18 protein-coding genes are annotated in these 24283 nt (G+C 74.2%); 9 read left to right on the top strand and 9 right to left on the bottom strand.

Annotated elements, in window-relative coordinates:
- Positions 1-11 precede the first annotated feature (11 nt).
- Positions 12-992 (top strand): hydroxyacid dehydrogenase, encoded by a 981-nt coding sequence (locus tag ACZ7C5_RS18665; protein WP_470323116.1) that lies wholly within the window; start codon positions 12-14, stop codon positions 990-992.
- A gap of 197 nt (positions 993-1189) precedes the next feature.
- On the opposite strand, the gene ACZ7C5_RS18660 is transcribed toward ACZ7C5_RS18665, so the two are convergent.
- The 3 genes from ACZ7C5_RS18660 to ACZ7C5_RS18650 form a co-directional block, all read right to left on the bottom strand.
- Positions 1190-2980 (bottom strand): glycoside hydrolase family 35 protein, encoded by a 1791-nt coding sequence (locus ACZ7C5_RS18660; protein WP_470322994.1) that lies wholly within the window; start codon positions 2978-2980, stop codon positions 1190-1192.
- 283 nt (positions 2981-3263) lie between these two features.
- Entirely contained in the window at positions 3264-3752 is a 489-nt protein-coding gene (locus ACZ7C5_RS18655; RefSeq protein ID WP_470322993.1) for an SRPBCC family protein, read from the bottom strand.
- A complete protein-coding gene (locus ACZ7C5_RS18650; protein ID WP_401082834.1) occupies positions 3749-4165 on the bottom strand; it encodes an ArsR/SmtB family transcription factor in 417 nt (138 codons plus the stop codon). The genes ACZ7C5_RS18655 and ACZ7C5_RS18650 overlap by 4 nt, the downstream gene beginning before the upstream one ends.
- A 341-nt stretch (positions 4166-4506) precedes the next feature.
- Here ACZ7C5_RS18650 and ACZ7C5_RS18645 point away from each other — a divergent pair, with 341 nt between their 5' ends.
- From ACZ7C5_RS18645 to ACZ7C5_RS18625, 5 genes are all read left to right on the top strand, one after another.
- Complete coding sequence (locus ACZ7C5_RS18645) at positions 4507-4944, top strand: hypothetical protein (RefSeq protein WP_401082831.1); 438 nt, start codon at positions 4507-4509, stop codon at positions 4942-4944.
- 1000 nt (positions 4945-5944) lie between these two features.
- A complete protein-coding gene (locus ACZ7C5_RS18640; protein ID WP_470322992.1) occupies positions 5945-9982 on the top strand; it encodes an AAA domain-containing protein in 4038 nt (1345 codons plus the stop codon).
- Positions 9983-10378: 396 nt separating this feature from the next.
- The gene (locus tag ACZ7C5_RS18635; protein ID WP_401082825.1) at positions 10379-11137 is read left to right on the top strand and encodes a ScbR family autoregulator-binding transcription factor; all 759 of its coding nucleotides are present in this window, start codon (positions 10379-10381) and stop codon (positions 11135-11137) included.
- Positions 11138-11452: 315 nt separating this feature from the next.
- Entirely contained in the window at positions 11453-12304 is an 852-nt protein-coding gene (locus ACZ7C5_RS18630) for an AfsR/SARP family transcriptional regulator (RefSeq protein WP_470322991.1), read from the top strand.
- Positions 12305-12435: 131 nt separating this feature from the next.
- On the top strand, positions 12436-13167 hold the full coding sequence (locus tag ACZ7C5_RS18625) for a TetR family transcriptional regulator (protein WP_470322990.1): 732 nt from the start codon (positions 12436-12438) through the stop codon (positions 13165-13167).
- Positions 13168-13270: 103 nt separating this feature from the next.
- Here the strand turns inward: ACZ7C5_RS18625 and ACZ7C5_RS18620 are convergent, their stop codons facing one another.
- Positions 13271-16294: a DUF7507 domain-containing protein gene (locus ACZ7C5_RS18620; RefSeq protein ID WP_470322989.1), complete on the bottom strand. Its 3024-nt coding sequence runs from the start codon at positions 16292-16294 to the stop codon at positions 13271-13273.
- Between the two features lie 338 nt (positions 16295-16632).
- On the opposite strand from ACZ7C5_RS18620, the gene ACZ7C5_RS18615 reads away from it, so the two are divergent.
- Complete coding sequence (locus tag ACZ7C5_RS18615) at positions 16633-17424, top strand: putative protein N(5)-glutamine methyltransferase (RefSeq protein WP_470322988.1); 792 nt, start codon at positions 16633-16635, stop codon at positions 17422-17424.
- An 81-nt stretch (positions 17425-17505) separates the two neighbouring features.
- Here the strand turns inward: ACZ7C5_RS18615 and ACZ7C5_RS18610 are convergent, their stop codons facing one another.
- Positions 17506-17934: a PPOX class F420-dependent oxidoreductase gene (locus tag ACZ7C5_RS18610; RefSeq protein WP_401082811.1), complete on the bottom strand. Its 429-nt coding sequence runs from the start codon at positions 17932-17934 to the stop codon at positions 17506-17508.
- Positions 17935-18047: 113 nt separating this feature from the next.
- On the opposite strand from ACZ7C5_RS18610, the gene ACZ7C5_RS18605 reads away from it, so the two are divergent.
- A complete protein-coding gene (locus tag ACZ7C5_RS18605; protein WP_470322987.1) occupies positions 18048-18551 on the top strand; it encodes a DinB family protein in 504 nt (167 codons plus the stop codon).
- 15 nt (positions 18552-18566) lie between these two features.
- On the opposite strand, the gene ACZ7C5_RS18600 is transcribed toward ACZ7C5_RS18605, so the two are convergent.
- The 4 genes from ACZ7C5_RS18600 to ACZ7C5_RS18585 form a co-directional block, all read right to left on the bottom strand.
- Positions 18567-19991, bottom strand: coding sequence for a pyridoxal phosphate-dependent decarboxylase family protein (locus ACZ7C5_RS18600; protein WP_470322986.1), 1425 nt, complete (start codon positions 19989-19991; stop codon positions 18567-18569).
- Positions 19992-20285: 294 nt separating this feature from the next.
- A complete protein-coding gene (locus ACZ7C5_RS18595; protein ID WP_470322985.1) occupies positions 20286-21581 on the bottom strand; it encodes an MFS transporter in 1296 nt (431 codons plus the stop codon).
- Positions 21582-21620: 39 nt separating this feature from the next.
- A complete protein-coding gene (locus ACZ7C5_RS18590) occupies positions 21621-22214 on the bottom strand; it encodes an ArsR/SmtB family transcription factor (protein ID WP_470322984.1) in 594 nt (197 codons plus the stop codon).
- A 96-nt stretch (positions 22215-22310) separates the two neighbouring features.
- Positions 22311-23201 (bottom strand): transglutaminase-like domain-containing protein, encoded by an 891-nt coding sequence (locus ACZ7C5_RS18585; protein ID WP_401082797.1) that lies wholly within the window; start codon positions 23199-23201, stop codon positions 22311-22313.
- Between the two features lie 293 nt (positions 23202-23494).
- On the opposite strand from ACZ7C5_RS18585, the gene ACZ7C5_RS18580 reads away from it, so the two are divergent.
- On the top strand, positions 23495-24280 hold the full coding sequence (locus ACZ7C5_RS18580; protein ID WP_470322983.1) for a class I SAM-dependent methyltransferase: 786 nt from the start codon (positions 23495-23497) through the stop codon (positions 24278-24280).
- Positions 24281-24283 lie beyond the last annotated feature (3 nt).

Here is a 24283-nt window from a genome sequence, read left to right as displayed (position 1 = left end):
CCCTGCTGGCCATGACCCCGGACCTCGTCGGCCGGCTGGTCGACGACGAGACCATGGACCGGCTCACCACCCTCGCCGAGCTCGATCCCGTGTTCGTCGTCGACGACTTCACCTCCCCCGAGGCGGCCGCCGTGCTCGCCGAGACCGAGGTGATCGTCAGCAGCTGGGGCTGCCCGCCGCTCGACGAGGCCGTCCTCGCCGCCGCGCCCCGGCTGCGCGCCGTCGTCCACGCCGCCGGATCGGTCAAGCACCACGTCACCGCGGCCTGCTGGGAGCGCGGCATCCAGGTCTCCTCGGCGGCCTGGGCCAACGCCCTGCCCGTCGCCGAGTACACCGTCGCCAACGTGCTGTTCGCCAACAAGCAGGTGCTCAGGCTCAGCGCCGACTACCGCGCCCGGCGGGCCCCGCACGACTGGCAGGGCGCCTACCCCGCGGCCGGCAACTACCGGCGTATCACGGGCATCGTCGGCGCCTCCCGGATCGGCCGCCGCGTCCTCGAACTGCTCCGCCCCTTCGACCTGGAGCTGCTGCTCCACGACCCGTACGTGGACGAGGCCGAGGCCGCCGCGCTGGGCGCCCGCTCGGTGACGCTCGACGAACTGTGCGAGCGCAGCGACGTGGTGAGCGTGCACGCGCCCGAACTGCCCGGCACCCGGCACATGATCGACCGCCGCAGGCTCGCCCTGATGCGCGACGGGACGACGCTGGTGAACACCTCCCGTGGGTCGCTGATCGACCAGGACGCCCTGGTCGAGGAGCTGGTCACGGGCCGCCTCGGCGCCGTTCTGGACGTCACCGTCCCGGAGGTGCTGCCCGCCGACTCGCCCCTGTACGACCTGCCCAACGTGCTGCTCACCCCGCACGTGGCCGGCTCGCTCGGCGGTGAGCTGTGGCGGATGGCGGCCGCGGCGGCGGACGAGCTGGCCCGCTACGCGGACGGCAGCCCCTTCGCCCACCCGGTGCTGCGCGGCGACCTGGACCGTACCGCCTGACCGGGGGGGAGCCCCCGTCCGGCGGTGCGCCGAGGGCCGCAGGAGTCACCCGACTCCTGCGGCCCTCGGGCGTTTCGCGGTGGAATCCCCATTTTTTGGTCCCGCTTCCGGTCCAGGCTCCGGACAGCGGTCGGCGGCCGTGCTCCCCGGAGGGGGCACGGCCGCCGGTGTGCGGGCTCCCGCGAGTTCCCGCGGGCTCAGTACTCGGAGCTGGGGGCGGCGGCGAGCGGCCCGAGGTCGGGCCGGTCGCGGAGCTCGATCTCCTCGCCGTGGCCGTCCAGTTCGAGCAGGACGAGCTCGTTGACGCCCGCCCGCCACAGCGGAGCCGGGGCGTAGAGGGTCTGCTGAGGACCCTGGGCGGAGTAGCGGCCGAGCAGGAAGCCGTTCAGCCAGAGGAGCCCGCGGGTCCAGCCGGGCAGGGCGACGAAGGCGTCGGCGGGCTCGGTGAGCGAGGCCTCGAAGCGGTGGAAGGCCGGGTCCGCGTCGCCCGCCGGGTCCGGGTCCTCGTAGCGCAGGTGCCCCGGGTCGGAGAGCGGCAGGGGACGGATCTCCCAGTCGAACAGCCGCTGGTGCCCGTGCGAGACGCCGCGGGTGATGCCCTTGCGGTCGTCCAGCAGGGGGCCGTAGTTCACCCGGCCGAGCGCCTCGACCAGGATGTCCAGCACGACGCCCTCGGGGCCGACCTCCAGCGGCAGGGTCTCCGCCGGGGCGTCGCGGTGCAGGACGCCGAGCGGCCGGCCGTCCGCGAACACGTGGGCGCGGTCGCCGATGCCGTCGATGCGCAGCGGCATGGACGGCCGCGGGCCGGAGATCCGGGTGCGGTAGTGGATGAGGCCGAGGGACTGGCCGACCTTCTCCATCGGCTCGGGCACCGGGCTGCGCACCGGCTCGGACAGGGCGTCGAGGTTCGCCAGGAGCCGGGCCGAGGCGGCGCGGCGCCGGACCCGCTGGGGGGCGACGCGGGGGGCGGGCTCGGGCAGCTCGCCCTCGGGCAGGGGCAGGTACTTGCCGATGACGGCGCGGAAGGCGTGGAACTTCTCGGTGAGTTCGCCGGCCTCGCCGATCGGCGCGTCGTAGTCGTAGCTGGTGACGGTCGGCTGGAACCCGGCGTCGGACGGGAGGGTGCCGGTGTGGTTGGCGCCGGCCCAGAAGCCGAAGTTGGTGCCGCCGTGGGCCATGTAGAGGTTGACGGAGCCCCCGGTGGCGAGGAGGTCGTCCAGCGCCTGGGCGGACTCCGCGGCGTCGCGCACGTGGTGCGGCTCGCCCCAGTGGTCGAACCAGCCGATCCAGAACTCCATCGCCGTCATCGGGCCCTCGGGCTGGTAGCGACGCAGCACCTCGAAGCGCTCGGCGGGCCGGGAGCCGAACGTCGCGGTGGCCAGGTGGCCGGGAACGCCGCCGCCCTGCTGCATCGCGTCCTCCGCCCCGTCCGCCGTGAACAGCAGGCAGTCGACGCCGCGGGCGAGCAGACCGTCGCGCAGGTGGCAGAGGTAGGCGGCGTCGTTGCCGTAGCTGCCGTACTCGTTCTCGATCTGCACCGCCACCACGGGGCCGCCCCGGCCGGCCAGGAGCGGCAGGATCTCGGGCACGACGGCGTCGAACCAGCCGTCCACCTCGGCCAGGTAGGCCGGGTCGGCGCAGCGCAGCCGCATCCCGTCGGCGGCGAGCAGCCGGGCGGGCAGGCCGCCGAACTCCCACTCCGCGCAGATGTAGGGGCCGGGCCGCAGGATGACATCGAGGCCCACCTCTCCCGCGGTGCGACAGAAGCGGCCGAGGTCGCGCCAGCCGGTGAAGTCGAAGGCGCCGGTCGGCAGTTCGTGGAAGTTCCACGGGATGTACGTGTCGACGGTGTTGGCACCCATCGCGCGCAGCCGGCGCAGGCGGTCCTCCCAGAGGTCGGGATGGACGCGGAAGTAGTGCAGGGCACCGGAGACTACGCGGTGCGGCACCCCGTCACGGAGGTACCCGGTTTCGTCGTGGTCGAGCATCAGGGGCCAGCTTTCGGAGGGCTTCGGGGAGGGTGCGGCCGTCGGACGGCCAGTCCCGCCGGCCGGTGGCCTGGGGCGCGGCACGCTGCGGGAGGGGAGGCAGGAGGCCTGCCATGGTGATCGAGCCTACCCAGTCCGAGGCCGCTTGGAAAGCGCTTTCCGTGAAGGGTGGCCGGTTGTGCGCGACGGGTGGTGGGGGTGGTCGGGGATGCGCCGTCCGGCACGGCGAGTGCGCCCTGCCGGACCGGGTCCGGCAGGGCGCACTCGCGGCGATCGGGGCCGGTCAGGAACCGGCTAGCAGGGCGTCCAGCTTCTGGTAGCCCTCGATGACGCCCTTCTCCATGCCGCTGGCCAGGATGGCGTCACGGGTCACCATGCTGTCGACCACCGACAGCAAGGTGACGCGGGTGCGGCCGTCCCCGGCGGGCTCGAAGGTCGCGGTGTCCAGCGAGACGCCGTCCGGCATGCCCTCGTAGGTGAAGGTCTGAACGAGCCGGGTGGCCGGCCGGACCTCGTGGAAGGAACCGTAGAAGGCCGCGATCTCCTGGCCCTCGTGGTGCATCGAGTAGCGGTAGTGCCCGCCGGTGCGGCCCTCCCAGGTGTCGATCTTCGTGTCGTGGCCCTTCGGACCGATCCAGCGGGCGACCAGCTCGGGCTCGATCCAGGCCCGGAACACCCGCTCCTGCGGTGCGTCGAACTCACGGACGATCCGGATGGTGGGCAGCTGGGGGTCCGCCTCGATGCGGGTCTCGGGGCCGTTGGTGGAAGTCATGACGGGGCTCCTTCGCTCTGCTCGGGTCGGTCGTTCTCTTCGGTCTGTGAGGTGTCGGGGATGGAGCCGGCGTGTTCGTCGTCGCTCTCGTCGTCGGCCATCTCGGCGAGCAGGGCGTCCAGTCGCCCGAACCTCTCCTCCGCCTGCCGCCGGTACCGCTCGATCCAGCTCGTCATCAGGTCGAACACCTGCGGCTCCAGATGGCACGGCCGCCGCTGCCCGTCCCGGCTGCGGCTCACCAGCCCGGCCTCCTCCAGCACCTTCAGGTGCTTGGAGACAGCCTGCATGGACATCGCGTAGGACTCCGCCAACTCGCCGACGCTCGCATCGCGGATCGCCAGCCGGGCCACGATGTCCCGCCGGGTCGGATCGCCCAGCGCCACGAACGCCCGGGACAGCTGGTCGACAGCCACCGCACACCCCTGTTCATCCTCAACCGATTGGTTGAGAACAACGCTACGCCGCCCGGCGACCTTATTCAACCGATCGGTTGAGAGTCTTGGGGCGGGTCGCAGGACTCTGCCGTGGTGGGGTCACGGCGAGGCCCGTCGGCGGCGATCCGTTTCGGGAGCGGGCGGGGCTCGAAATATTGATGACTCATCGTTAAATACGCGAGCAGGGGCGGGTGTTGAGCACCGGGTTTGTGACCGACGGGTAGGTCCCGGAGTGGTCACGAACCCGTCACATCGCCCATACCGAAAGGTGTGCATCGCTACGTTCGCCCCATTACCCGCACCACGTCCCAGGGGAATCAATGCGTCGCACCACCCTCACCGTGCTTGCCGCCGGCGCCGCCGTTCTCGGCCTGGCAGCATGTGACCCCAGCACCACGACCAGCAGCAAGAGCACCGCCCCCGCCGTCGCCGCGACCGAGGCCGGCGCCCCGGCTCCGGCCCCCGCCGGTGGCGGCGACGCCGCCAAGGACGCCGAAATCACCAAGTGCACGATCAACGACCTGCTGAAGATGCCCGAGGCCGAGGTCAAGATCACCAACCACAGCAGCAAGAGCAGCAACTACATCGTGCAGCTGGAGTTCACCGACGCCTCCGGCACCCGCGTCGCCGAGGGCGCCGCTGCCACCAACAACCTCGCCCCGAACCAGGCCGCCGTGCAGAAGGCCCCCGGAGCGGCCCAGGTCACCGGCAAGGTCAGCTGCCGGATCACCAACGTCACCCGCTATGCGGCGCCCTGACCCGCGTGCGTCGAGCCGCCCCCGCCCCCCGATGGGCGGGGGCGGCATCTCGCCCGGCTCCGGGGACGCTTGCGGCGAGTGCCGATGTGGCCGAACGGCCCGGCTGAATTCGCAGGTGCGGAGCGGATAGCGGGCTCGTCGCCACCTGAGGCGACCCGGTCGGCTGACCCCAGCGGCTGCGGGGAGGACGCCAGCAGCGGCATGATCGACTTGTTGATGACCGGCTGACCCCCGCGGTTGCGGGGAGAACTGGGCGAAGCTGTTGCGGCCCGGGTCGTAGCCCGGTTGACCCCCGCGGGCGCGGGGAGGACACCCCCCATTCTTCGTGCCACACGACGATGGCTGGCTGACCCCCGCGGGTGCGGGGAGGACACCTCCGGGAACTCGGTCATCGCGGAGGCGACCGGCTGACCCCCGGAGTTCGGGGAGGACACCTGCGCCCTGCTCGCCAACCAGCCGATGGGCGGCTGACCCCCGTGGGTGCGGGGAGAACCCCGATCAGGAGGACCACGTGCTCCGACGATCCGGCTGACCTACGCGGGTGCGGAGAGGACCGCCGGTGCAGTAGGGCCCGGATCAGCGTCGTCGGTTGACCCCCGCGGGTGCGGGGAGGACAGGCGGGCCCGGTCGGCCGGCGACAAACCCAACGGCTGACCCCCGCGGGTGCGGGGAGGACTAGCGGCCGCTCGCGTCCTTGAGGAGGTCGAACGGCTGACCCCCGCGGGTGCGGGGAGGACCCTTCGTGACCTGGGGCTGCGTAGCGGCTTTGCGGTTTCTTTGCCAACCCCGTTGCGACGCAGCGCGGTTGGTCTGTTGACGTGCCAAGGTGCCGGGGACATCGTGCCATGTGCCGGCGGTGTCGCGGCGGGGGATGCCCACGGTGGGGATCCTGCCACGGGCACCGTCCGGTAGATTCTGCGGCCAGTTGATCGGCACACGAAGCGGGTGTGCGCCACTGAGTGAGGTAGGGGGCGACGGGGTGGGGCGTGGGGACCGGCGGGTGGGGGATCTGCTGGAGTGCTGGCGGGCGGTCGAGTTGTTCAGTCCGCCGTCGATTCCGGAGGTGCCGCGCAAACGGCGCGCCGGCCGGCCCCGGGCCTCGGACACCGTCGTCGTGGACGTCACGCCGGCCGCGGGTCACGCGGCGGCGCTGCTGCCGTGGGTGTCCGACCATCCGGAGACGGCCGCCGGGCGGGCGCCGCGCGGGATGGTGTGGCGGCACGAGGTGTACGGCGGGGTGTTCGATCTGGAGCGGCTGCGCCAGGCGATGATCGCGGTGCTGCCCAAGGGCACCGACCCGAATCCCGGGGTGCCGGACGAGGAGCTGGTGCTGCCGGGGAGGAGCGCGATGTTCGCGCTGGTCCTGGACGAGTACGGGCGGCCGGTCGAGGACACGTCGGTGGTCTCCGCGTGCGCCTGGGCGACCGGACGGCTCTTCGATCCGGGGCCGTCGGCGCCCGGGTGGCTGGACGGCTTCGAGGAGTTGGGCGAGGCGTTCGAGGTCGCGGTGGGGCGCCTGACCGCCACGCCCGTCCCGTACGCGCCGATACCCGGCGGGCTGCCGGACCCGCTGCCCGTGCCGGGGGAGGAGGCCGCCCGTGGGTGGCGGCAGCTGCTCGCGGAGATCCTGGGCGGCGCGGCCGTCGCGGCGGTCGGTGCGCTGTTCGGCGAGGTCGCCGGGGCCGCGGTGCAGGGGGCGACGGAACCGCTGGTGCGGCGCGTCGCCGCGTGGACGGCGGTCCGCCGTCCGGAGACGGGGGGTGCGGGCACCGCCGACACGGACGCCGTGCCCGCAGGGACGGAACCGGTCGGGGAGGAACCGGTCGGCGAGGAGCCGGAGGCCGATACAGGCCCGCGTCCGGTCACGCTCGCCGACCTGGTCGCGCTGACCGCCCAGATCGCCCACCTCTGCGGCGTCGAGGAGCACCTCGACCCGCGGGTGATCCGGGTCCAGAGCCGGCTGGTGCACCGCCCGCGCGATCCGAAGGCGAAGCCCGCTTCCACGCAGCCGTTCCTCAACAGCCTCCTCCCGCCCGACCTCGCCCGGGTCCGCGCCGCACTCGACGGCGGCGGTGGCGGCGACGGGAAGGGACACGGCCTCGGCCCCGCCCTGGAGGCCTACCTGACCGACCGCCGGGCCGTCTCCGTCGGCGCCCGCACCGACCTGCGCGGGGACCGCCTCACCGTGCTGGAGGGCGTCGACCCGGCGCTCGTCCCCGCCGGGCGGTGGCCCGCCAAGGCGCGGTACCCGCTCGCGCTCAGCCAGCAGTTCGCGGTCAACCGCATGCTCGCCGACCGTGCGGGAGCCGCGAGCACCACCGCGGGCGCCACCGCAACCGCCGCCACGAGCAGCGACGCCGGCGGCCTGTTCTCCGTCAACGGTCCGCCCGGCACCGGGAAGACCACCATGCTGCGCGACCTGGTCGCCGCCCTCGTGGTCGAACGCGCCGCCGTGATGGCCGGCTACCGGCGGCCCGAGGAGGCGTTCGTCGGCGGGCCCTGGCGCGGCAAGGACCGCCAGGGCGTCCACGTCCGTTCCGTCTCCGGGCTCGACCCGAGGCTCGCCGGCCGCGAGATCGTGGTGACCTCCTCCAACAACGGTGCCGTGGAGAACATCACCGCCGAACTGCCCGGCGCCGACGCCCTCGACGAGCACTGGCACGACGGGCCCGACCACTTCTCCGACCTCGCCTCCGCCCTGCTCGGCGGCGCGCCCGCCTGGGGGCTGGTCGCCGCCGTGCTCGGCAACAAGACCAACCGGACGAGGTTCACCGAGCGCTTCTGGTGGGGCCGCCTGCCCGAGGACGAGACCGCCGCCCGCACGGATGCCGGCCTTCCGCCGCTGCGCGGGATGAACGCCGTCCTGGGCGACTGGGTCCCGCCCCGGGCGCCCAGGCCCGCCCCCGGTGCCCCGCGCGGCGGCCGTACGGACCGGGCCCCCGCCGGCGAGGCCCAGGCGCCCGCCGAGCCGGTCCCCTCCTGGCCCGAGGCCGTCGCCGCCTTCAAGGCGGCCGAAGCCGAGGTCGAGCGCCTGCGGGCCGAGCGCGTCCGGCTCTCCGCCGCCCTGGCGGACACCCGGTCGGAGCGGGTCGGCCCCCACCTCGACGCGCTGCGCGCCGCCATCGCCCGCGCCGACGCCCGGGTGCGGGCCGCCGAGGCCCGGCACGCCGACTCCGGCGCGGCCGTCGAGACGGCCCGCGGTGCCACCCTCGCCGCCGAGGCCGCCCACCGGGCGGCGGCCGGGCGCGTCCCGCGGGCCCGCGAGGCTCTCGACGACGCCCGGGGCCTCCTGGCCGAGGCCCGTGAACGGGCCGACCGGCACCGCAGGGAGGTCGACGTGCTGACCGCCCTCCACGACGAGCCGCCCGGCGCCCAGCCGGGCCTGCGCGGGGGGCTGCGCCGGCTGCTGCAGAGCGGCGCCGAACGCGAGGCCGCCGAGCAGCACCGCGACCGTACCCGGACCGAACTCCTCGGCCGGCTCGTCGAGCAGCGCACCGCCCTCGCGGAGGCCCACGACCACGTGGCCCGCCGCACCCACGCCGCGGACCTCGCCGCCGACCTGCGCACCCGTGCAGACTCCGACGTCACCGAGGCCGCCGCGGCCGCCACCCGCGCCCGCGGCCACGAGGAAGCCGCCCGTACGGCGGAGCTGGCCGCCCGGGCGGACGTCGGGCAGACCCGGTACGAAGTCCGCTCCGCCCAGGACGAGTTGACGGCCGCCACCGCCCGCGTCGACGCCGCCCACCGCAGTCTGCGCGAGGCGGCCGTCGCCCTCCCCTCGCTGCCCCTGGACTGGCTCCACCTGGAGGACCACGAGCAGGAGCTCGGCGCCCCCTGGTCCGACGAGGCCTGGAGCACCGCCCGCAGCGACCTGTTCCTGCGCGCCCTCGACCTGCACCGCGCGCTCGTCGCCAACACGGCCAAGCGGGTCCGCGGCAACCTCCAGGTGCTGGTGGAGCTGATGGCCGGGACGGCGGGGCCGGTCCCCGACGAGCAGGTCCAGCAGGCCTGGCAGACGCTCTTCCTGCTGGTCCCGGTGGTCTCCACCACCTTCTCCTCCATCGGCAGCATGTTCGCGCGCCTCGGCCGGGGCTCCATCGGCTGGGTCCTCGTCGACGAGGCGGGCCAGGCCACCCCGCAGGCCGCCGTCGGCGCCCTGTGGCGGGCCCGCCGCGGGGTCCTCGTCGGCGACCCGCTCCAGCTCGAACCCGTCGTCACCATGCCGACCGCGCTGCAACACCGGCTCCTGCTCGCCCACGGCGTCGACGAGGAGTGGCTGCCCTCCGCCACCTCCGCCCAGGCCGTCGCCGACCGCGTCAACCGCTACGGCACCTACCTGCCCGATCCCACCGGTGGCGAGGAGGACACCGTCTGGGTCGGCTCGCCCCTGCGCGTCCACCGCCGGTGCGAGGAGCCGATGTTCACCGTGAGCAACGAGGTCGCCTACGGCGGCCTGATGGTCCACGGCACCCATCCGCAGGCCTTCCCCGACGCCGACCGCGGCGGCCTCCTGCCCAGCCGCTGGCTGGACACCCCCGACCCGGACCGCCCCGCCGACGCCCCCTGGGGCGAGCGCGACCGGCGCGCCCTCACCTTCCTGCTGCGCCAACTCGACCGCCACGGCGTCGGCGTCGAACGCGTGCGGATCATCGCGCCCTTCCGCGCGCTCGTCGCCGAGGCCCGCGAAACCTGCCGCAAGCGCCCCGAATGGACCGCCGAACACCTCGACGAGCGGTGCGCCACCGTCCACAAGGCGCAGGGGAAGGAGGCCGACGTGGTGATCCTGCTGCTCGGCGCGGGCCGCGCCGGCGCCCGTACCTGGGCGGCCCGCACCCCGCACCTGCTGAACGTCGCCGCCAGCCGTGCCAAGCGCCGCCTCTACGTCGTCGGCGACCGCGCCCTGTGGGCCCCGCTGGCCCACTTCGACGTCCTGGCCGACGAAGTCCCCGTCTACGACCACGTCCGCGACCGCGAGACCTGGCCCCGTGACGAGCCCCGCGACGAGCCCGGTGGCGAGGACCAGGGGGCCGGTGGCTGACCCCGCGGGCGCGGGGAGCCGACGGACGCCCTGAGCCGCGCGAGAAGTCGGCCCGGACGTCGGCCCGGCCGACTTCTCGCGCGCCCTCAGCCGGACGGCAGGCGGCGACGGGCAACGACTCGCTCGTCTCGGTGGTCACCTGTGCACGGAAAGGGTCATGCAGAAGAAACCATTCGTTCGGTTTCTCTGGTCTCCGGGCGGTGCGGCGGGGCCGAACCGCCCGGAGCGATCGGGACGGATGGCCACCACTGGGCCTCCGGGGGCTTGACGGGTTGTGAGGAAGGGGGAGTGGTCGGGGGGATTCATGGACATCGTCTTGTCCGTCGTGGGTGGGGCGCAGCTAAGATACGGGGTGTTTGGTTTTGTTTTCCGGGAGCTCATGGCGGGGTGGTTTCGGTGGTACGACAGGAGCGGGCGCTCCGGACTCGTCGGCTGATCCTGGAGGCGGCGGCCTCGGTCTTCGACGAGTTCGGGTACGAAGGCGCGACCATCGGCGAGGTGGTCTCCCGGGCCGGTGTGACGCGGGGTGCGGTGTATTTCCATTTCGCCTCGAAGCGCGATCTGGCGCAGGGCGTGGTGGAGGAGCAGTTCGTCCAGGACGGAGTTCCGGAACGGAGCTGCAAGCTCCAGGAGTTCGTGGACACCGGGATGGCGGTGGCGTACCTGATGCCGCGTGACCCGCTGCTCAGCGCGGGTGCCCGGCTCTCGCTCGGCCAGGACCTCTTCGACGATCTCGGCGGCGGCGCGATCCCCGGCTGGATCAGCCGGTTCGAGACGCTGCTGGTGGAGGCCGGCGAGCGCGGCGAGCTGCTCCCGCACGTCGTGCCGGCGGACACCGCGTGGCTGCTCGTCGCCGCGTGGACCGGGGTGCAGATCCAGTCCCAGAAGCTGTGCGGCCGGGCGGACCTGGAGGCGAGGGTGTCCGCGCTGTTCCAGCACCTGATGCCGAGCATCGCGGTGCCCGGCGTGCTCGGTTCGCTCCAGATGGGGCCGAACCGCGGTGCCCAGGTGGTCGCGGAGGCCGCGGCGGCCCGGGTGGCAGCGGAGGGCGGCGGCGAGGCCGGTGGCCCGGCTGGTGGCCCGGACGGAGGGGCGGCCGGCCAGGCCGGCGGTGCCGCGCGCGCCGAGGTGCGGGCGGGGGCCGGCGTGGGCTGACATCGGCTCACCGGCCCCCCTGCCCACGGGAATCCGGGGGGAATCCGGGCGAGTACGGGCGAACGGGCGGCGACGGGACCACGGGGGTCCGGCGCCGCCTTTGACTTTGTCCGATCATCATCACGAACAGTTGTCGACCCATCGCATGGCGTGGCGAAGTGGGCGGCCTGGAGAAACAAACAGCACGTTCGGTTTTGTATTGACAAACCACGCGTCCTGTTTTTGACTGGTGGCAGTTGACCCTGGGGGTGTCGACCCGGGTGCCGTCCGTGGCGGAGGAGACTGCGGCGTTCCGTGTGATGAGGGGTGGTCATCGTGGAAATTCGGGTGCTCGGGGCGCTGGACGCCCGGGTGTGCGGGGTGTCGGTGGTGCCGTCGGCGCCGAAGCCGCGGCAGGTGCTCGCCCTGCTGGCGTTACGGGCCGACCAGGTGGTGCCGGCCGGGGTGCTGGCCGACGAGCTGTGGTCCGGCCGTCCGCCGCGCAGCGCACGCACCACCGTGCAGACGTACGTGCTCCAGCTGCGCGAGCTCATCGACCGGGCGCTCGCCGCGGCCGGTGCGGCCACCGGGGTGTCCTGCGCGAAGGACGTCCTGGTGACCTCGCCCGGCGGCTACATGCTCAACAGCGGTGGCGGGCTGGTGGACCTCCGGGAGTTCGAGCGGCTTGCCGGCACCGGCTACCAGGCGATGGACGGCGGCGACTTCCCCCTCGCCGCCCGCCAGTTGGGCGAGGCGCTCGCGCTGTGGCGCGGTCCGGCCTTCGCCGACGTCCCGGTCGGCGGCCAGCTCGCCGTCGAGGCAAGGCGCCTGGAGGAGACCAGGCTCTGCGCACTGGACCAGCGGATCGAGGCGGACCTGCGGCTCGGCCGGCACCGGGTGCTGCTCGCCGAACTCACCGTCCTGGTCGACCGCTACCGCACCCACGAGAGCCTGCACGGCCAGTACATGATCGCGCTGCACCGCTCCGGCCGCCGGGGCGAGGCACTGGAGGCCTACCAGCGCCTGCGGAACACCCTGGTCAGGGAGTTGGGCATGGAGCCCTCGGCCGGGCTGCGGCGGCTCCAGCGCTCCATCCTGCTCGCCGGGCCGGAGCGCGCGGAGCGCGAACCCGCCGTCGCGGGCGCCGGGCCGGAGGCTGTGGCGGCCCGGTTCAGCCGGGTCGGCTGAACCCGATGGCCGTCCGGGCCGGCGCCGTCGGCGGAGCCGACCCCGGACGGCCGTCGGGGACCGCGACGCCCGTCCCGGGCGGCCGGGGTCTGGTCGGAACCTGCTTGTCGTCGTGAGGGGTTGTGGGACGGGTGGTCCAGGAGAGGTCGGAGCGGACGCGTGGGCGGCTGGTGGAGGCGGGGGCGGAGCTGTTCGACCGCCGCGGCTACGCCGGGGCCACCCTCGGCGAGATCGCCGCAGCCGCGGGGGTGACGAAGGGGGCGCTGTACTTCCACTTCGCCTCCAAGGAGGAGCTGGCCAGGGCGGTGTCGGAGCAGGCCGAGCGCTCGCTGCGGTCGGCCTGCGCGGAGCCGCGCGCGGCCTCCTCCCCGCTCCAGGGGCTGATCGACGCGGGGCACTGGCTGGTCGACGCCCTCGGAACGGACCCGGTGGTGCGGGCGGCCTTCCGCCTCGGCCGCGAGGACACGGGCCGGCAGGCCGGCCCCACCACGGCCGGCCCCACCACGGCCGGGCCCACCGCGACCGGCCCGGCTGCCGCACCCGGCCCCGCCACGGCGGAGCCCAGGCAGCCGGGCTTCGCCGACGCGCGTGGCTTCCACGGTGTCTGGGCCGGAGTGGTGCGCGAACTGCTGGCCGGCGCCCGCCGCGCGGGCGAACTGCGCGACCGCCCCGGCGGCCCCGGTCCGGAGACCCTGGTGGTGGCCGTGGCCTGCGGCCTGGAGGTCGTCTTCGCCGAGGGCTGCCCCGCCGAGGAGCGCGCCCGCCGGGTCGGCGCCCTCTGGGACTGGCTGCTGCCCTGCCTGGTGCCCCCGGGCGGGGCCGACGGCTACCGCACCAAGCCGCCGGCCCCGCAGCCGGCCTGACGGCGGCCCCGGACACGGGACCGCCCCCGGTGCCCGAGGGCTCCGGGGGGCGGTCCGACCGCCGACGGATCAGCGGCGTCGCATCGCGGACCGTACGGCGGCGTTACGCCGCGGACCGTTCGGAGGCCGAACGGCGCCGGGCGCGGAGGAGCAGCAGCCCGCCGAGGGTCACCAGCCCGCCCCCGCCCACGGCCGCGCTCACGGCGGCGGTCGGCGCGCCGGTGTCCGGCAGCCCCCCAGAACCGCCGCCCCGCGGCGGAACCGGGTGGTGGCCCGGGTACCCGTGGCAGCCCTGGCCGCCCTTGTGGCCGTGCCCCTTCGGCGGGCAGGGCGCGACGACGATGCAGAGCTCGACCGGCGGGCTCTCCACGGTCTCGCCCTGCGGGTCGCGGGCGGAGGCCCGGGCGGTGTTGGTGATGCTGCCGGCCTGCGCGTCCTCCTCGGTCACCGTGTAGGTGCCCTGGCAGGTGGTGCTCCGCCCCGGTTCGAGGGTGGTCTGCTCGCAGGTCACCTGCCGGACGTGGTCGTCGTCGACGGTGACGTCGGTCAGCGTGGTCGTCCCGGTGTTGGTCACCGTGTACGTGTAGGTGACGGTGTCACCCGGGTACACGGTCCCCTCGACGTCGGCCCGCTTGGTGATGGACAGCGAGGACTCGCCGGTGCCGACCACCTCGACGGTGGCCTGGGCCGGCGGACTCTGGACGTTCTGGCCCTGGGGTCCGGTGCCGTTGGCGTGCGCGGTGTTGGTGACGTGCCCGGCCTGGGCGTCGGCGGCCGTCACCGTGTACGTGCCGTGGCAGGTCGCGCTCTCGCCCGGGGCGAGGGTGGTCCGGTCACAGGAGACCGACTGGACGTGGTCGTCGGCCACGGTCAGGTTGTTCACCGCCGCCGTCCCGGTGTTGGTGACCGTGTAGGTGTAGTGCACGGTGTCGCCGACCTGGAACGGCCCCGCGCTGTCGGCCTGCTTCCGCAGGCCGAGCACGGCGACGCCCACCACCGGCAGCGTCACCTGGGCGATCGGGCTCTGCACCGTCTGCCCCTGCGGGCCGTTCGCGGTCGCCTGGGCCGTGTTGGTGACGTGGCCGAGCTGCTCGTCGGCGGCGGTCACGGTGTACGCGCCGTGGCAGGTGGTGCTCTGGCCGGCGTTCAGCGTGGTCTGGTCGCAGGTCACCAGCGGGGCGTGGTCGTCGGCGACGCTGAGGTTGTTCAGCGTGGTCGTCCCGGTGTTGGTCACCGTGTACGTGTAGTGCACGGTGTCCCCGGTGTGGACCGGCCCGGCGGTGTCCGCCTGCTTGGTCAGGCCGATCGACGACGGACCGACCACCGTGATGGTCGCCTCGGCCTCCGGTGAGGTGACCGGCTGGCCGTTCGACGTGCCGCCGGCGTGGGCGTGGTTGACCACCTTCTCGGCCTCGGCGTCGGCCGCCGTCACGACGTAGCTGCCGTGGCAGGTCGTGCTGTCCCCGGGGCTGCCCGCCGGCGCCAGCACCGTCGTGTCGCAGGTGATCCCGGTGACCTTGTCGTCCGTCACCGTGAGCGCCTCCACCGGGGTGCCGCCGGTGTTGGTGACCGTGTAGGTGTAGGGCACCGTGTCGCCGACGTGGAACGGCTCGGCCGCGTCCACGTGCTTGACGAGGTTGATCCCCGGCGGGGCGATGACCGGCACGTTCTCGGAGGACGGCGGCGAGGTGACCGGGCCGCCGTCGGTGGTCCCGGTGGCCTGCGCCGTGTTGGCCACGTGCCCCGCGGCGGCGTCCGCCGCGGTGACCAGGTACGTCGCCGTACAGGTGACCGTCTCACCGGGGGCCAGGGTGCTCACCGGGCAGCTGACCGGCCCGACCTTCGGGTCCTCGACGGCCAGGTTGGAGATCGGCACGTTCCCGGAGTTGGTGACCACGAAGTCGTACGGGATCGGGGTGCCCACCGTGATCAGCCCGGGCAGCGGCTCGTGCGCCTGCTTGACCAGGTTCAGCTCGGGCAGCGGCTGGTCGGTGTTGATCACCACGTTGCGGATCAGGTGCACGTCGGTGAACAGGCCGGTGGAGCCGGCGAAGCCGAACTTGTACGTGGAGGGCGCCGGCTGCGGCGCCGGGGTCTGGAGCACCTGGTGCGAGCCGGTGCCGTCGTTGAAGTCGATGGAGACCGTCAGGACCGGCGAGGCCCCGGGGGTCAGGTGCACGTTGACCCGGCGGCGCGAGGGCTCCAGCAGGGTCTGCGCCTGGTCCGGGGTCACCCCGGGCGGCAGCGTGGTGAGCGGGCCCTGGAGCTTGCCCGGCAGGGTGGAGGGCCAGGGGGCGCTGGTGGTGAAGTTGCTGGTCGTCGCGGTCAGGAAGCAGTAACCGGTGGTGCCGTCGCCGGGGCCGCGGACGGTGACCATGTTGGCGCCGGGCGCGGGCACCCGGAAGGACGTGCCGGCGGGGGAGCGCTGGGAGCAGCCGTTGCCGCGCTGCTCCCAGTCGCCGAAGTAGTTGCCGAGCACGTCGAGCCCGACGCCCAGGTAGCCGCGGTCGACGCCGGGCAGGAAGGCGAGGTTCGGGTTGTCGTCGGGCAGTTTCTGGGCGTAGCCGAGACTGCCGCCGAAGGCGCCGGGGTGGGTGAGCGAGACGTCGCCGTTCACCAGGAAGAAGGAGATGCCGTCGGCCGGGGTGTTCGGCGTGGTGCTGCCGTACTGCCACTGGTCGAAGGTCACGTCCAGGCCGTTGCCGGCGGGCAGGGCCTGGTCGAAGAGCACCGCGCCGCTCTGGTCGTTGCCGGAGTCGGTGATCCGCAGGTAGCCGAGCGGCGCGCTGTTCAGCGGCGGCACCGGGCCGGTCTCGGCGGTGGGGCAGCCGCCGAGCGGGTGGTCGCCGGGCCCGGGCTGCGCCGGGGCGGCGCCGGTGAGGCAGGCGGAGCCGACGGCGATGAAGCGGGAGTCGGCGGTGGCGCCGGTGAAGGCCTCCTGGAGCAGGGGCGTGCCGGTGGCCCGGACGCGCTCCGGCAGCGGTGCGGCGGGGTGGTGGGTGGGGGCGGCGGCCAGGGCGATCGGGGCGGTGAGGCCGGCGCCGAGCAGACCCAGGGTGGCCGCGGCGCTGATGAGGCGGGCCGTTCGAGCACGAAGCCGTGACGGTCCGCGGGATTGTCTCGTCATGGCGTTAATATGCTCGATCGCTACGGTCTGTTATCGACATGTACTGTCAGTGGGCCTATCGAATAGCTCGGACGAGCGAGCGCGCACGCCTGTGCGATGGCGGGTGGATCCGTTTCGATCATCCCCGCCCGGCGGTGCGGTAGGGTGGCCGACGCCGAGTATGACCGCGAATCAGGGAGGTGAGACCCATTACCGGAATGTCCGAGCGGGTGCTCCCGGAGCGCGGCCGTGCGGGCGCCACGCGCGCGTAGCGCGGACGGCGCGCCGATGCGGTGCCGGCCCTCGCGGGAGCCCTGACGGAGTCGTTCGCTCTCCCGTCTCCCCCCGAAGGGGTTCTCTTGCCGGTTTTCTCCTCCGTCTCCCTCCGTTCCTCGGTGGTCTCCCGGCTGCGCGCCGCCGGGTGCGTGTTCGCCGAGGACGAGGCGCGGATCCTGCTGTCCGCCGCCGCTTCGCCCGCCGACCTGGCCGCCATGGTCCGGTCCCGCGCGGCCGGGCGGCCGCTCGAACACGTCGTCGGCTGGGCCGAGTTCGCCGGGCTGCGGATCGCCGTCGACCCGGGCGTCTTCGTCCCGCGCCGCCGCAGCGAGTTCCTGGCCGCCGCCGCCGCGTCGCTGACCGTCCCGGGCGCCGTGGTGCTCGACCTGTGCTGCGGCAGCGGCGCGCTGGGCGCCGCGGTGGCGGCCGCGGCGGCGCACCCGGTCGAGCTGTACGCGGCCGACATCGATCCGGGCGCGGTCCGCTGCGCCCGCCGCAACCTGGCGGGGGCCGGGGCGCGGGTCTTCGAGAGCGACCTCTTCACGGCGGTGCCCGCCGGGTTGCGCGGCCGGGTGGACGTGCTGATCGCCAACGTGCCGTACGTGCCGACCGGTGACCTCGGCCTGCTGCCGCCCGAGGCGCGGCTGCACGAGGCCAGGCCGGCGCTGGACGGCGGGGCGGACGGGCTGGACGTGCTGCGGCGGGTGGTCGCCGAGGCGCCGCGGTGGCTGGCGCCCGGCGGGTCGCTGCTGTTCGAGACCAGCGAGCGGCAGGCGGCGGCGGCCCTCGCGGTGACCGGGGCGGCCGGGCTGGTGGCGCTGGAGAGCCGGCAGGAGGACCTGGACGCCACCGTGGTCACCGCGACCAGGCGCTGAACAGCCGCATCGCGAAGGGGACTTCGGGATCGACCGGGGCCCGGCCACCGCACCCCCGTGACGGTGGCCGGGCCCGGCCGGTCAGAGGTGGGTGCCGTACACGTGGTCGACCGGGATGGTGAGGAGCACCCGGCGGTCGGTGACCATCGCCTGGCGGTACTCCGCCCAGTCGGGGTGCTCGCCGGCGGCGCGGCGGTAGTAGTCCACCAGCGCCTCGACCTCGGGGCCCCCGGGGTCGGTGCCGGGACCGCTGAGGGTCGCCACGCCCTCGGCGGTGACCCACGAGCGGCCGTCGGGACCGGTCACCTCCAGGCTGGCCCTCGGGTCCCGGCGCAGGTTGACGGTCTTGGCCAGTCCGTCCCGGGTGGAGATCAGGAGGGCGTTCGCCTCCCGGTCGTAGAACGGCATCACGGGGGAGAGCTGCGGCCGGCCGTCCGCCTTGATGGTGGCGAGGACGCCCAGGCGGCTCTGCGCGAGCAGCGCGTACGGGTCGAAAGGTGTGGCGGTCATGGGAGCATGATCGACCTTCACACCGGTGTGAAGGCAAGGCCGCCACGCGGGCCGGGTGTGCGAGGGCCGGAACTCTCCGGGCGTTGTCGGTGGCGGCTGGTACGGTCCCGCGCATGAGCAATCACGTGCCCTTCACGGGTGGGGAGAAGGAAAGCCTGCACGCGGCGCTGGACCGGCACCGCGACGCGGTGCTGTGGAAGCTGGAGGGGCTGGACGACGAACAGCTGCGCCGCCCGATGACACCTTCGGGGACGAACCCGCTGGGGCTGGTGAAGCACCTCGGCGGCGCCGAACTCGGCTGGTTCCGGGAGGCGTTCGGCCGGGAGAGCGGACCGCAGCCGTTCGACATCGACGCCGACGAGGCCTCCGACATGCGGGTGGAGCCGCACGAGTCGACGGCCGACATCCTGGCGTTCTACGCGCGGGCCAGGGCCGGTGCCGACGAGGTGATCGGCGAGCTCGCGCTGGACGACCTCGGCACGTCCTGGTCGGGCGACACCGTGTCGCTGCGCTGGGTGCTGATCCACATGACCACGGAGACGGCCAGGCACGCCGGACACCTGGACATCCTGCGCGAGCTGATCGACGGCGGGACGGGGGACCACGACCGGAGCTGACCGGGCCGGCCCGCCTCAGTCCGCGGTGGAGCCTGCCCCGGAGCCCGATGCCCGGGCCGTCCCGTTCCGGACGGACCGGGCCAGCGCCCGTGCCGTGCGCCGGACGTCGGCCTCCGTGGTGCGCCAGTTGCTGAACGCCGCGCGCAGCGCTGGGCGGCCGGCGTAGTGGGTCGGGGTGAGGAAGGCCTCGTCGGCCGAGCCGGCGGCGAGCGCGGCGAGCCGCTCCGGGGTCGGGTCCGTCGTCAGGGTGAAGCAGACGACGTTCAGCCGCACCGGGGCGAGCAGTTCCAGGCCCTCGATCCGGGCGACCTCCGCGCCGAGCGCCCGGGCGCCGGCGACGCAGCGCTCCACGATCTCCCGCTGCCCGGAGCGGCCGTACGCCCGCAGGGTGAACCAGGCGGCGAGGGCGCGCAGCCGGTGCGAGTTCTCCGGCGTCAGGTGGACCAGGTCGGGCTGCTCGCCGAGAGGGCCGAGGTAGGCGGCGGCGTTCCGGAACACCCGGGCCTGGAGGTCGGGGCGGCGGGTGAACTGCACGGCGCTGTCGTACGGCACGTTGAGCCACTTGTGCAGGTCGACGCAGACCGAGTCGGCGAGGTCCAGCCCGGCCACCAGCTCCGCGTGCTCCGGCGACAGCGCGGCGAACGCGCCGAACGCGGCGTCCACGTGCAGCCAGAAGCCGTAGCGCTCGCGCAGGGCGGCGATCGCGCGCAGGTCGTCGAAGTCGACGGTGTTGACGGTGCCCGCGTTGGCCACCACGACGCACGGCCCGTCGGCCTCGGCCAGCGCCCGCTCCAGCGCGGCCACGTCCACCGCCTCCCGGCCGGGCAGCACGGGCACCGCGCGCAGCGCCGTCCGGCCCAGGCCGAGCACCGACAGCGCCTTGGCGACGCTGGAGTGCGCGCTGCCGGACAGCACCCGGACACGGCCCAGCGCGCCGGCCCCGTCCTCGGCGACGTCCACGCCGAGCCGCTCGCCCAGCCACTCGCGGGCGACGGCCAGCCCGACCGTGTTGGACATCGTGGCGCCGCTCACGAAGGTGCCGTGGTGCGCCGCCGAGAGCCCGAACAGCTCGCGCAGCCAGCCGACCGTCTCCCGCTCCAGCTGCTGACCGGCCGGGTCCAGCGAGGAGTTGGAGTTCTGGTCGTAGGCCGAGGTCAGCCAGTCGCCGGCGAGTGCGGCCGGCGTCGCGCCGCCCGTCACGAAGCCGAAGTAGCGCGGCCCGGCGCTCGCCGACAGCCGTGGCTCCCAGCGCTCCGCGAACTCGGCCAGCGCGGCCCGCGCGCCGCCGCCCTCCTCGGCGAGCCCGGCCCCGGCCGGCGGCTCCGGATGCGGGACCACGGGCCGCTCGTCGAGGCCGGCCAGGAAGGCGAGCGCCCGCTGCCGGGTCTCCTCCAGGACGTCGGGCAACCGGCCGAGATCGGCGGCGAGTTCGGGGTGCATGCTGGTTCTCCGTTGATCGACTGTGCGGCCGAGGCTAACGGCAGGGGGCGGCGCAGTCCCGGTCCAATCCGGCCCGGGTGGCCCGCGTCGGGTTCGGGCCGGGTGTCGTGAGTCCGGCCATCCGACGGATGCCGTCGATGGTTCGGACTCGTGGGTCCCGTTGCCGCCGCCATCTCGCCGTCCCCGAGGCCGGCGTCCGCTTCCGTGAAGGCTCCACGGTCTACGGCGTCGAGGCGCTCCCGGTCACCTGGTGACCGCCCGGCCGGCCCGGCCCCCGTGTGCCGCACAGGGTGCTCAGCAGGCGGCGGCGCGGGGGAGTTCGGCGCCGCGGACGGCGGGGGAGGCGAGCGCGAGGACGGCGCCGAGGCAGGAGAGGGCGCCGCAGCCGGCGAAGACCGGGGCGCTGCCCCAGGCGCCGATGGCGGCGCCGACCAGCGGGTAGCTGAGCGGGGCGATGCCGACCATGGTGAGCATCGTGACGGAGGTGACCCGGCCCAGGTAGGCGGGGTCGGCGGCGGTCTGGATGAGGGTGCTGTCCAGGCTGCCGAAGACGCCCGCGCCCAGGCCGACCAGGGCGGCGATGACGGCGGCGGTCCACAGGTGCGGGACCAGCGCCATGGCCGCCGCGCCGACGCTGCCCGCCAGCAGGGTCCAGGCCATGGTCAGGCCCGCCCGGGGAATCCGGCCGACGACGGCGAGCAGCGCGGCGCTCGCGGCGGCCCCGGCGCCGAAGCAGCCGACGATCCAGCCGAAGCCGGACGGGCCCCAGCCGCGTTCGGCGTTGAGCAGCACCATGCCGACGTTGAGGGTGCCGGTGAGGCCGAGTTCGCAGACGGCTCCGGCCACGACCAGCGGGCCGATCAGGCGGTGGCGGCGGATGTAGCGCAGCCCGTCGAGGAGGTCGGCGCGCGCGGTGCCGTCGCCAGGAGGGGTGTCGCCCGCCGGGGCTTCGCAGGAGGGGGCTTCGAGCGGGCTGATCCGGACGGAGAGCAGGAGCGGCAGGGAGAGCGCGAACAGCAGGCCCGCGGTCGCGAACGCGGCGGCGGGGCCGCCCAGACCCATCGCCAGGCCGCCGAGCGGCGGTCCGGCGATCTGGCCGAGGCGCATCGACAGCGAGCGCAGGCCGGTGACCCTGGCCAGCTGGTCGGGACTGGTGATCCGGGGCGGCAGAGCACCGACGGCGGGGACGAACAGCGCGTCCACGGCGCCGAAGACGAGCGCCACCGCGACCAGCAGCCAGAGTGCGGGCGTGGTCAGCGCGATGGCGGCGGCCACCGAGAGGATGAGCAGGCAGCGCATCGCGTCGCTGCCGAGGATCACCCGGCGCGGGTCGAGCCGGTCGGCCAGGACGCCCCCGCCGAGCATCAGCAGGGCGCGCGGAGCGGCGCCGACGGCCATGACCAGGCCGACCTCGGCGGGGCCCGCGGAGCGCTGGGCGGACCAGCCGAGGGCGGCGAAGTAGACGCCGTCGCCGATCAGCGAGGCGGTGTAAGCGGCGAGCCAGCGCAGCACGTTGCCGTCGCGGTGGGCGGGCGGTGCGGCGGGCGGTGCGGCGACGCGGCCGGGAAGGGGTGCTTCCGCGAGGGTCATGAGGGGCTCCGACGGTTCGGGGACCCGGCTGTGCCGGTGTCAGGGGCGGAAGGGGAACCCGTACAGGTGGACGGACACGTGCTCGCGGCCCGCGGTGTCACCGGCCGTCCTGGCGGCCTTGCCGCGCTCCCGCCAGCGCCGCGAGATGGCCTGCAACTCCTCTTCCATCTCGGCGAGTTCGGCCGCGGTGAGGTCGAGCAGCCACTCGGAGCTGAAGGCCGCGTCGGTCCACTCCCTGCCCCAGGCGGCGCTCTGCCCGAGGTAGGCGAGGTACTGGGCTGAGCGGAAGTCGACCAGGCCCCTGGTGATCGTGCCGACGACGGCGGCGCCCTCGGGCGTGCCGGCGAGGTCGGACTCGCGGAAGCCCCAGCCCTCCTCGGAGGCGACCTGCCACCACCGCTCCCGGCCGTCGGTGCTCCGGCCGCTCGCCTCGGTCACGAAGCCCTGCTCGGCGAGCTTGCGCAGGTGGTAGCTGACCAGGGACGGAGCCTGGTCGACCTGCTCGGCGAGCTGTGAGGCGGTCGCGCTGCCGACGGCGTAGAGCAGACGGTAGAGCTGCATCCGCAGCGGGTTGGTGAACGCCTTCAGACGGGACAGGTCGGTGATCCGGTCGGGCCGGGGCTTCTCGGGCATGCGTCGACGATAGATCCGAAGGAAAAGTTGCGCAATAAAAATTTCGTATTCTTTGGAGGTGCCCGCCGAAGAGGTGACGGGACGGAAGAGTGGCGGTCAGCGCAGGGTGACCTCGCGCGGGCCGTTGAAGGGAGCCAGCGAGAGGACGGTCTTCGGGGTGCGCAGGGCGTCGTGCTCGGTGAAGAGGCGGCGGACGGAGGGGAGGTCGACGGGGCCGGTCGTCAGGTGGGCCACCTCGTCGTAGGGGCTGTGCGGCGTGGTGGTGGAGGCGGTGCCCCAGGTGTCCCAGACGAGGGTCTCGGTCTTGTTCAGGGCGGCCAGGTCGAGCCTGGTGGAGTGGGCGACGAACCAGCCGCCGTTCAGCGGGCCCTCCTCGGGCGGGTGGACGCCGAAGGAGCCGGCGGCGGCCCGGCCGCTGCGGATGGCGCGCCAGGCCTGGCCCGCGACCAGGAAACGGTCGCGCGGGACGTCCATCGGGTCGAAGTCCACCCGCAGGTCGGCGGCGACCCTCGGATCGGCCAGCTGCGGGTCCGCGAGCAGCCAGCCGCGCCGGTCGTCCCAGTACTCGGTGGCCACGTGGTCGGCGTGGAAGCCGTCCGGGCCGAGGTAGTCGGCGAAGCCGCAGCGCAGCCGGGCCGGGACGCCGACATGGCGCAGGAAGGAACAGTGCAGCAGGGCCAGGTCGCGGCAGACGCCGACGAAGCGGTCGGCGGGCGAGCGGGGATGGGTGAGCGGGGCCGGGTCGCGGTCGGTGATCAGGTCCAGGATGTCGTCGAGGTAGCGGGTCTCCGCGTCGTGGTGGAGGCGGTTCGCCGGGATGTGGTGGTGGAACAGCCGGCCTTCGAGGCGATGGATGACCAGGTTCCGGGCGATGCGGGCGAGTTGGCCCGGAACACCGGGGAGGTCGGCGTAGCGGGGGAGGTGGGTGCCGGGGTCGGAGAAGACACTCTGGCCGAGGTAGAAGGCGGGGAAGTCAGCGGAAGGCATGGGAGAACTCCCAGGAGGCTTCGGCCGCAAGATCGATGGCTGGGCCGCTGCTCCTCACCGTGGCAAATTTTCGGGGTGATTGTCCAGAAGAGCCGGACGGGCAGGGGTGGTTCGGCCGGTCGGGATGGTCCGACGGGTAGGGGTGGTGCGGCCGGTAGGGGGCGGCCGGACGGGAGGTGTCGGCCGGGAGGCGCCGGCGACACGCGGGCAGGAACGTCCCTGCACCTCCGCGGCGGGCCACCGGGGTGCAATGGCGGCACCCGAATCGTCGTCAACAAGGGGGAGGCCGACCGGTGGAGACCAGGACGAAGGACGAGGACCCGGTCCGGGTGCTGGACGTGGCGAGCGCCGACTACCGCCGGGCGTTCGAGCTGTTCCTGGCCGGGACGGACGAGAAGCCGGTCACCCACGCCCGGCTGGGCGAGATCGCCTCCGCCCTGCCGCACCGCAGGGTGCTGCTGGACCTCGGCGCGGGCGACGGCCGGACCACCGCCTACCTGAGCCGCTCCTTCGAGCGCACCATCGCGGTGGAGCCCAGCGCGGCGATGCGCGAGAAGCTCGGCGCCGCCTGCCCCGACGCCCTGGTCCTCCCGGAGCCGCTCGACCGGGCCCGCCCGCCGGAGCCGGCCGACCTCGTCCACCTCTCCCACGTGCTCTACTACGTGCCCGCGCCGGACTGGCTCGGCACCGTCACCCGAGCCCTGGACTGGACGGCTCCCGGCGGCACCCTCCTGGTCGTGCTCCAGAACCCGGAGAGCCCCTGCATGCGGATGGCCGCGCACTTCACCGGCGTCCGCTACGACCTGGGCCCCCTCGCCGACCGCCTGCGCGAGCGGCACCCGGAACACGACTACGCCCTCGAAACCCTCGACCTCCACTACCGGGCGCCCGGACTGGCCGAGGCGGTGGCCGTGGCCGAGTTCATGGTGAACGTCGCCGACCTGGCCACCCTCGACCCCCGCCCCTCCCGCGCGGCGCTGACCTCCTACGTCCAGGAGCACTTCGCCGTTCCCGGGGGCGGCTACGCCATCGGGCACACCCAGGACATGCTCATCGTCCGCCGGGCCGACGGTTCCTGAGCC

Source organism: Kitasatospora sp. NPDC036993 (assembly GCF_055607525.1).
The sequence above is the reverse complement of the archived record's forward strand: the minus strand, read 5'-3'. Positions and strand labels throughout refer to the sequence as shown.